4 protein-coding genes and 1 riboswitch are annotated in these 9614 nt (G+C 75.0%); of the genes, 3 read left to right on the top strand and 1 reads right to left on the bottom strand.

Features of this window, described 5'->3' with window-relative positions:
* The first annotated feature begins 1352 nt into the window (after positions 1 to 1352).
* Positions 1353 to 1439, top strand: a riboswitch (cobalamin riboswitch).
* A 53-nt stretch (positions 1440 to 1492) separates the two neighbouring features.
* The 3 genes from cobN (at position 1493) to ACIQUQ_RS34220 (ending at position 8327) form a co-directional block, all read left to right on the top strand.
* A complete protein-coding gene (gene cobN / locus ACIQUQ_RS34230; protein ID WP_403983900.1) occupies positions 1493 to 5170 on the top strand; it encodes a cobaltochelatase subunit CobN in 3678 nt (1225 codons plus the stop codon).
* A 184-nt stretch (positions 5171 to 5354) separates the two neighbouring features.
* The gene (locus ACIQUQ_RS34225) at positions 5355 to 5828 is read left to right on the top strand and encodes a hemerythrin domain-containing protein (protein WP_403983898.1); all 474 of its coding nucleotides are present in this window, start codon (positions 5355 to 5357) and stop codon (positions 5826 to 5828) included.
* A gap of 168 nt (positions 5829 to 5996) precedes the next feature.
* Positions 5997 to 8327 (top strand): germacradienol/geosmin synthase, encoded by a 2331-nt coding sequence (locus ACIQUQ_RS34220; protein ID WP_403983896.1) that lies wholly within the window; start codon positions 5997 to 5999, stop codon positions 8325 to 8327.
* Positions 8328 to 8379: 52 nt separating this feature from the next.
* On the opposite strand, the gene ACIQUQ_RS34215 is transcribed toward ACIQUQ_RS34220, so the two are convergent.
* Positions 8380 to 9606, bottom strand: a complete 1227-nt coding sequence (locus ACIQUQ_RS34215) for a GNAT family N-acetyltransferase (protein ID WP_403983894.1) — start codon at positions 9604 to 9606, stop codon at positions 8380 to 8382.
* Positions 9607 to 9614: the final 8 nt, after the last annotated feature.

The following is a 9614-nucleotide window of genomic DNA, read 5'->3' as shown; positions in this document are numbered from 1 at the left end:
GTGGCCGAAGGCCAGGGGCGAAGCCCCCTTGCCCCAGGGGTGGGCCTGCCGCAGGGCCTGCAGGCCACGACGGGTCAAGCACCGAGGGGACCCACACACCACACGACCGGCCACCCAGCACCACCGGCTCCTCGGGCACCGGCTCGCCCCCGGCACCGGCGCGGGGCGCCGTACCGATGCGGGCCACGGGAGCCCTTGGTCCGGCCCCGGCGCCGGCACCGGCACCGGCCCCGTCGCCCGCCCCGGACCAGGCGCGGAGCCACTGCGGCCGGACGGGCCGTGGCCGCTGCGCCGAGCAGCCCCTCCCCGCCCTTCTCCCGTTCACCGGGGCGGTCCCCGGACCCCTTGTGCCCTCAAGCGCCGGGCGGGCCAAGACTCGGGACCCGCCTCGGACACCACGTCCCCGCCGCCACCGGGGGCGCCCAGCAGCGAACCGCGGTACGCGTGTCGGGCGACCGACGGCGCTGGGGGCACAAGTCGCGTCCCCAGCACGCCACCAGACCAACGCGGCATCACCCCAGCACAAATGGGGTGGACCGGGACGGGGCGGAGAGTGAAGGCGGGCGGGGGTGCGGCGGAGAGTGGGGGGCTGGCGCGGGGGGAAGTGACGGGCTGGTGGTGGGAAGCCGGAGCGGGAAGCGGGAGCAGGCCGTGGCAGGCAAGCTTGCGCAGCACCGCAGGCCCGCAGGCGGGCCCGGCTGCCGGCATTCGGAACAGGCCGTCGGGCAGGAAGCCGGAACACGCGACGGGCTCACGCAGCACCGCAGGCCCGCAGGCGGGCCCGGCTGCCGGCACTCGGAACAGGCCGTCGGGCGGGAAACCGGAACACGCGACGGGCTCACGCAGCACCACAGGCCCGCAGGCGGCCCCGGCTGCCCGCACTCGGAACAGGCCGTCGGGCGGCAAGCCGGAACACGCGACGGGCTCACGCAGCCCCACAGCCCCGCAGCCCCGCAGGTCACAGGCAGGCCCGGCTGCCGGCACTCGGAACAGGCCGTCGGGCGGCAAGCCGGAACACGCGGCAGGCTCACGCAGCACCGCAGCACCGCAGCACCGCAGGCCCGCAGCCCCGCAGCACCGCAGGCAGGCCCCGCTGCCCGCACTCGGAACAGACCGTCGGGCAGGAAGCCGGAACACGCGACAGGCTCACGCAGCCCCGCACCCCCACAGCCGGCACCCCCCGCGCCCCCAACCCCCAACCCCCACGCCCCCCCCCACGCCCCCCACGCCCCCACCCTCCACGCCCCCACCCTCCCCCGCCCCCAACCCCCACTCCCCCGCCCCCCACCCCCCGCACTAAGATGCTCCCCGTCGGGCCGTCTGGCCCGGCACCGCCGAAGGCGGCGTCATGGGAGGAAGCCCGGTGTGAATCCGGCGCGGTCCCGCCACTGTGAGCCCCGGTGCCCGCCCCGCGCGGCGCCCGGGTGAGCCAGGAACTCCCGCCGCCTTCACTGCCCGGGGCGCGGAAACCCCGAGGAAGGCCGGACGCCGCATGATCCTGCTGCTGTCGACGTCGGACACCGATCTGCTGAGCGCACGTGCGTCGGACGGCCCGGTCCCGTACCGCTTCGCGAACCCCTCCCGGCTCCCCCTGGACGACCTGCCCGCGCTGCTCGACGAGGCCGACCTCGTCGTCGTACGCCTGCTCGGCGGCCTGCGCGCCTGGCAGGAGGGCCTCGACCTCCTCCTCGCCCCCGGCCAGACCAAGCCCGTCGTGGTCCTCACCGGCGAACAGGCCCCGGACGCCCAGCTGATGGAGGCCTCCACGGTGCCGATCGGCATCGCCGCCGAGGCCCACGCCTACCTCGCGCACGGCGGCCCGGCCAACCTGGAGCAGCTGGCCCGGTTCCTCTCGGACACCGTGCTGCTCACCGGCCACGGCTTCGAGCCCCCCGCCGCCTCGCCCACCTGGGGCGCGCTGGAGCGCGACCCGGCGCTCACGGTCCGCCGCTCCCAGCCCGGCCGCTCCCAGCCCGGCCGCCCCCAGCCCGGCCGCCCCCGCCCGAACGCGCCCCGGATCGCCGTGCTCTACTACCGGGCCCACCAGATGAGCGGCAACACCGCCTTCGTGCACGCCCTGTGCGACGCGGTCGTCGAGGCCGGCGGCACGCCCGTGCCGCTGTACGTGTCCTCGCTGCGCAGCCCCGAGCCGGAGCTGCTGGCCGAACTCGGCTCCGCCGACGCCATCGTGACCACCGTCCTGGCCGCCGGCGGCACCCGCCCCGCGGACGCCTCGGCCGGCGGCGACGACGAGTCCTGGGACGCGGGCGCGCTGGCCGCGCTCGACGTGCCGATCCTCCAGGCGCTCTGCCTGACCGGCTCGCGCGCCGACTGGGCGGAGAACGACGAGGGCCTCTCGCCGCTCGACGCCGCCAGCCAGGTCGCCGTGCCGGAGTTCGACGGCCGGCTGATCACCGTGCCGTTCTCCTTCAAGGAGATCGACGAGGACGGCCTGCCCGCGTACGTGGCCGACCCCGAGCGCGCCGCCCGCGTGGCCGGCACCGCCGTGCGCCACGCCCGCCTGCGCCACCTGCCGAACGCCGAGAAGCGGCTGGCCCTCGTGCTCTCCGCGTACCCCACCAAGCACTCCCGCATCGGCAACGCCGTGGGCCTCGACACCCCCGCCAGCGCGGTGGCGCTGCTGCGCCGGCTGCGTGCCGAGGGCTGGGACTTCGGGCCGGAGGAGGAGATCCCGGGCCTGGTCTCCGGTGACGGCGACGAGCTGATCCGCGCCCTGATCGAGGCCGGCGGCCACGACCAGGACTGGCTGACCGAGGAGCAGCTGGCCAGGAACCCGGTCCGCATCCCGGCCGCCGACTACAAGCGCTGGTACGCCCAGCTCCCCGCGGAGCTGCGCGAGCAGGTCGAGGAGCACTGGGGCCCGGCGCCGGGCGAGATGTTCCTGGACCGCACGCACAACCCGGAGGGCGACATCGTCCTCGCGGCGCTGCGCCGCGGGAACCTGCTCATCCTGATCCAGCCGCCGCGCGGCTTCGGCGAGAACCCGATCGCCATCTACCACGACCCGGACCTGCCGCCCTCGCACCACTACCTGGCGGCCTACCGCTGGATCCAGGCGGCCGCGGAGGACGGCGGTTTCGGCGCCGACGCGATGGTCCACCTCGGCAAGCACGGCAACCTGGAGTGGCTGCCGGGCAAGAACGCCGGCCTCTCCGCGGCCTGCGCGCCCGACGCCGCGCTCGGCGACCTCCCGCTGGTGTACCCGTTCCTGGTGAACGACCCGGGCGAGGGCACCCAGGCCAAGCGCCGGGTGCACGCGACCCTGGTCGACCACCTGGTGCCCCCCATGGCCCGCGCCGACTCGTACGGCGACATCGCGCGCCTGGAGCAGCACCTCGACGAGTACGCGCAGATCTCCTCGATGGACCCGGCGAAGCTGCCCGCGATCCGCGCCCAGATCTGGACGCTGATCCAGGCCGCCAAGCTCGACCACGACCTCGGTCTGGCGGAGCGTCCGGACGACGACGGCTTCGACGACTTCCTGCTGCACGTCGACGGCTGGCTGTGCGAGGTCAAGGACGCCCAGATCCGCGACGGCCTGCACGTGCTCGGCGGCGCGCCGACCGGCCCCGAGCGGGTCAACCTGGTGCTGGCGATCCTGCGGGCCCGCCAGATCTGGGGCGGTACGACGGCCCTCCCCGGCCTGCGCGAGGCGCTGGGCCTGGACGAGTCCAAGGCCACCCGCACCTCCGCCGACGAGGCGGAGGAGACGGCCCGCGCGCTGGTCGAGGCGATGGAGGCGGCGGGCTGGGACCCGGCCGCCGTGGCCGGGGTCGCCGAGGGCCACCCGGCCGGCGTGGCCGACGTACTCGCCTTCGCCGCCCGCGAGGTGGTGCCGCGGCTGGCCGCCACCACCGACGAGCTGGACCACGCGGTGCACGCGCTGAACGGCGGCTTCGTGCCGGCCGGCCCCTCGGGCTCGCCGCTGCGCGGCCTGGTCAACGTGCTGCCGACCGGCCGGAACTTCTACTCCGTCGACCCCAAGGCCGTGCCCTCGCGCCTCGCGTGGGAGACCGGGCAGGCGCTCGCCGACTCGCTGCTGGAGCGCTACCGCACGGACAACGGCGAGTGGCCGGCCTCCGTGGGCCTGTCCCTGTGGGGTACGAGCGCCATGCGCACCGCAGGCGACGACGTGGCCGAGGCCCTCGCGCTGCTGGGCGTCCGGCCGGTGTGGGACGAGGCCTCGCGCCGGGTCACCGGCCTGGAGCCGGTGCCGGTCGCCGAGCTGGGCCGCCCGCGCATCGACGTGACGCTGCGCATCTCGGGCTTCTTCCGGGACGCCTTCCCGCACGTGATCGGGCTGCTCGACGACGCGGTGCGGCTGGCCGCCTCGCTGGACGAGAGCGCCGAGGACAACTACGTACGGGCGCACGCTCAGGCGGACCTGGCCCAGCACGGCGACGAGCGGCGGGCCACCACCCGCATCTTCGGCTCCCGCCCGGGCACCTACGGCGCCGGCCTGCTCCAGCTGATCGACAGCCGGGACTGGCGCACGGACGCCGACCTGGCCGAGGTGTACACGGTGTGGGGCGGCTACGCGTACGGCCGGGGCCTCAACGGCCGCCCGGCGCGGGACGAGATGGAGACGGCGTACAAGCGGATCACGGTGGCGGCGAAGAACACCGACACCCGCGAGCACGACATCGCCGACTCGGACGACTACTTCCAGTACCACGGCGGCATGGTGGCGACCGTGCGCGCGCTGCGGGGCACCGCCCCGGAGGCGTACATCGGCGACTCGACCCGCCCGGAGACGGTCCGCACGCGCACGCTGGTCGAGGAGACCTCCCGGGTCTTCCGGGCGCGCGTGGTCAACCCGAAGTGGATCGAGGCGATGCGCCGCCACGGCTACAAGGGCGCCTTCGAACTCGCGGCGACGGTGGACTACCTGTTCGGGTACGACGCGACCACCGGCGTGATCGCGGACTGGATGTACGACAAGCTCACCCAGGCGTACGTGCTGGACCCGGAGAACCAGGCCTTCCTGAAGGAGGCCAACCCCTGGGCGCTGCACGGCATCGCGGAGCGGCTGCTGGAGGCGGAGTCCCGCGGGCTGTGGGAGAAGCCGGACCCGCAGGTGATCGAGGCGCTGCGGCAGGTGTTCCTGGACACCGAGGGCGACCTGGAGGGCCAGGCCGGGCAGGAGTAGCGGAGACCGTACGGCGCGCCCGGCGCGACCGGGCGGTACCGGTCCCGGGTCCGGGCGCCGCCCGAGGCGCCCCGGCGCAGCCGCACCCGGGACCGGGCGCGCCGTACGCGGCCGTGGGGGGCGGGCCCCGTTCAATGGGAAGGACGTCACAGGACCTCCTCCCACGGAACGGAGCCCGCCCCTCATGTGTCACTACTGCGGCTGCCGGCAGATCCCGCTCATCAAGGAGTTCGTCGCCGAGCACGAGACGGTGACCGACGCGGCGGGCGACGCGCTGCGCGCCCTCGACGCGGGGGACCCGCTGCGCGCGCGGGAGCTGGTGTCGGCGATGGCCGTGGAACTGCTGGCCCACTGGCAGGGCGAGGAGGAGGGGCTGTTCCGCGTGATGCGGGACGATCCCGAGTACGCGGAGTACATCGCGGCGCTGGAGCGGGAGCACCGCGAACTGGCGGCCTTCCTGGAGCGGGTGGACCTGGCCAGGCCCGAGGACGTCACCGGGCTGCGGCGGGCGGTCGACGAGCTGCACCACCACATCGCCAAGGAGGAGGACGGGCTGTTCCCCGCCTCCCTGACGGCCCTCACCGGCGAGGGCTGGGACCGGTCGATCGAGGCCTGGCGCAAGGCCCACCCGGACCGGACGCTGCACGGCGCGGGCTGAACCGCCAGCGGGTCGCCGGGCTTTCACCTGATGCGGTGAACCGTCCCATGGGCGGGCCGGGTCGGGGGTAGGGCACTGCCGATCTCGCGCGCGGACCGGGGAAACGGTCACCCTCCGCCCGACGGGACGCGACCCGACGACGAAGCGAAGTGAAAGGCCGGGCCCTCCGTGACGCAGCCGTTCCACCTGCCGGACTTCTACGTGCCCCATCCGGCGAGACTCAACCCCCACGTGGAGCAGGCCAGGGCCCACAGCACGGAGTGGGCCCGCGGCTTCGGGATGCTGGAGGGGTCAGGGGTCTGGGAGCAGAGCGACCTCGACTCCCACGACTACGCGCTGCTGTGCGCGTACACGCACCCGGACTGCGACGCCGACGCGTTGTCCCTGATCACCGACTGGTACGTGTGGGTCTTCTTCTTCGACGACCACTTCCTGGAGTTCTTCAAGCGCACCAACGACCGTGAGGGCGCCCGCACCTATCTTGACGGGCTGGCCGCGTTCATGCCGATGGACCTCGCCGACGGCTTCCCCGAGCCGTCGAACCCGGTCGAGGCGGGCCTGAAGGACCTGTGGCTGCGCACGGTGCCGGCCATGTCGCCGGACTGGCGGGCCCGGTTCGCGGAGAGCACCCGCAACCTCCTCCACGAGTCGATGTGGGAGCTGCACAACATCGGCATCGGGCGGGTGGCCAACCCGCTGGAGTACGTGGAGATGCGCCGCAAGGTCGGCGGCGCGCCCTGGTCGGCCGGGCTGGTGGAGTACGCCGCGGCCGAGGTGCCCGCGCGGGTGGCCCACGCCCGGCCGCTCCGGGTGCTGCGGGACGCCTTCTCGGACGCGGTGCACATCAGGAACGACCTGTTCTCGTACCAGCGCGAGGTGCAGGACGAGGGCGAACTCTCCAACGCGGTACTGGTCCTGGAGACCTTCCTCGGCTGCACCACCCAGGAGGCCGCCGACGTCTCGAACGACCTGCTGACCTCCCGCCTGCACCAGTTCGAGCACACGGCGCTCGCCGAGGTGCCCGCGCTGGCCGCCGAGCACGGGCTCACGGCGCCCGAGCTGGCCGCCGTACTCGCGTACGCCAAGGGCCTCCAGGACTGGCAGTCCGGCGGCCACGAATGGCACATGGTCTCCAGCCGGTACATGAACGAGCACGCCCGGCCGACCGCCACCGTCCCGCTGCCCGTGCCGGCGCCGGGGTCCGCGGGCGCCCCGGGCGCCGTGACGCACAGCGGTCCGGGGACCGCCGCGCTGGACATCCGGTCCGTGTTCGCGCCGCGCGCCGCGGAGCTGCGCCGGCGGAGCCTCGGCCACGTGCCGTTCCGGCCGGTCGGTCCCGTCGCGCGGCCCGAGGTGTCGCTGCCCTTCCCGGTCTCCTCCAGCCCCCACCTCGACCGGGCGCGGGCCGGACTGGTGGAGTGGTGCCGGGAGATGGGCCTGCTGGACCCGTACCCGGGCGACCCGGCCTCCGGCATCTGGGACGAGGACCGGCTGCTGGCCTTCGACTTCGCGCTCTGCTCCGCGGCGATCGACCCGGACGCCACGCCGGAGCAACTGGACGTCAGCGCCCGCTGGCTGGCCTGGGGCACGTACGCCGACGACTACTACCCGGCGGCCTTCGGGGCGACCAGGTCGCCCGAGGCGGCCCGTACCGCCACGGTACGGCTGCTGTCCATGGTGCCGCTGGACCCGGCCGACGCGCCCGAGCCGCTGATCCCGCTGGAGCGCAGCCTCAGGGAGCTGTGGGCGCACAGCGTGGCCGGCATGACGGGGCCGGTGCGGGAGGAGTTCCGGGCCGCCCTGGCCGACATGCTGGAGAGCTGGGTGTGGGAGGTCGACAACACCACGCTGAACCGCGTCCCCGACCCCGTCGACTACGCGGAGATGCGCCGGCACACCTTCGGCAGTGGGCTGACCATGTTCCTGGTGCGGCAGGGGCAGGCGGGACTGGGCGTGCCGGACGAGGTGTTCGCGGACGGGGTGGTGCGGTCGCTGGAGACCGCCGCGGCGGACGTGGCCTGCATGGTCAACGACCTGTTCTCGTACCGGAAGGAGATCGAGTTCGAGGGGGAGGTGCACAACCACGTCCTGGTCACGGAGACCTTCTTCGGCATCGAGCCGCCGGCGGCCTTCGGCATCGTCACCGACCTGCTCCGGCAGCGGACCCGGGAGTTCGAGCACATCCGCGACCACCAGCTGCCGGTGCTGTACGAGGACCGCGGGCTGGACCGGGCGGGCCGGGCCGCCATGGACGCGTACGTGCGGGAGCTGGAGGACTGGATGGCGGGCGTCCTGCACTGGCACCGGGAGACGCGGCGGTACGACGAGGAGTACGCGTCCCGGGTGACGGGCGGGGACGCCGCTGCCGGCCCGGCGGCCGGCGCCGCGCCCCTCCCGGACGCGGGACCGGCCCCGGCCGTCCGGCTGTCCTCGGACGTCGGGCTGCCGACCGGCCTCGGGTCCTCCGCGGTACGGCTGTTCCGCCCCCAGCCCGCCTGATCCGGCGCGGCCCCGGCCGGTCCGTGAAGGGCCGGACCGGGGCCGCGCCGGGTCAGAACTCGTCGAGGGTGTGCGGCAGCAGCCCGGTGCGCAGTGCCGCGTCGAACCACTCCGCCGCCCCCGGTGTGTGCTCGTCGACCAGCCCGGCCCGCACCAGCGCCCCGACCGGGGTCCCGCCGAGGTAGCAGGCGGCCAGGTCCCGTACGTCGAAGACGAGGTCGGGCGCCTCGTGCACGGGCTCGTACGCGGCCCCGTCCGGCCCGGCCTTGAGCCGGAACCGCCCCGCGTTGGCCGGCAGCCGGTCGTCGCGCACCTCCAGCACCAGCTCCACCGGGGCGGCCCAGGAACGCGCGGCCAGCGCGGCGCGGACGTCGACCAGGCGCACCCAGAGGGCGGGGAACTGCTCGGTGGCGCGCACCTGGTCGCGGTCGGCCGCGAAGAGCAGCAGCGGGTCGTCGGCGGGCCGGCCCCAGGCGCGTACCGTGCCCGCCAGGTCGAGGGCGGTCAGGCACTGCCAGAGGGCGGCGGCCGCGGCGGGGGTGTCCGCCTCCAGTTCGTGGACCTGCACGACCCCGCGGCTGCGGCCGGGGGCGCCGGGCAGGTCCTCGGTCTTGCTGCGGTAGACGGCGTACCCGGCGAGCGGGTCGCCGAGGGCGAGGATCCGGGGCGGGCCCAGCTCGTCGTCCTCCTCGTCCTGTTCGGCCAGCCAGTCCGCGCGCCAGCGGGCCTCGTCGCGCAGGGTCCGGCCGGCGCGGAGGGTCCGGGTGCGTTCGAAGTAGGGGCCGAGGAGTGCGGGTGCCTCGTCGGGGGCGACCAGGCGCAGCGGGCGCGGGTCGGGCGTGATGCGCAGGGCCAGGGGGCGGGTGGCGTCGATCTCGACGCCGACCCCCTGGGTGGCGGCGCCGAAGCCGAACCGCCCGTAGATGGCGGTCTCGGAGGCCCAGAGGGCGGCGACCGGGTGCTCGTCGCGGACGGCCCGGTCCAGCCGCGCGGCCATCATCGCGGTGAGCACGCCGCGGCGTCGGTGGGTGGGGGCCACGGCGACGAAGGTGAGACCGGGGCAGGGCAGGTCCGCGCCCGGTACGGAGAGCCGGAAGGGGTGCGCGGCGAGGAAGCCCACCAGGGTGGTCCCGTCGTACGCGCCGAGGCGGTCGCACCCGCGGAGCAGCTCGCGGTGGCGTTCGCGGACCTGTTCCTCGGGGCGGTCGTGGAAGACCAGGTAGGCGAGTTCCAGCGCGGCGTCGATGCCGTCCTCGGGCACCTCTCGGATGTCCAGCATGATCAAGA

This window comes from Streptomyces sp. NPDC101118, assembly GCF_044759445.1.
Lineage (GTDB): Bacteria > Actinomycetota > Actinomycetes > Streptomycetales > Streptomycetaceae > Streptomyces.
The sequence above is the reverse complement of the archived record's forward strand: the minus strand, read 5'-3'. Positions and strand labels throughout refer to the sequence as shown.

Excerpts from the sequence above, each read along its gene's own strand:
- ACIQUQ_RS34225 (WP_403983898.1), top strand. The coding sequence starts at position 5,355 with ATGTGTCACTACTGCGGCTGCCGGCAGATCCCGCTCATCAAGGAGTTC.
- cobN (WP_403983900.1), top strand. The coding sequence starts at position 1,493 with ATGATCCTGCTGCTGTCGACGTCGGACACCGATCTGCTGAGCGCACGT.
- ACIQUQ_RS34215 (WP_403983894.1), bottom strand. The coding sequence starts at position 9,606 with ATGCTGGACATCCGAGAGGTGCCCGAGGACGGCATCGACGCCGCGCTG.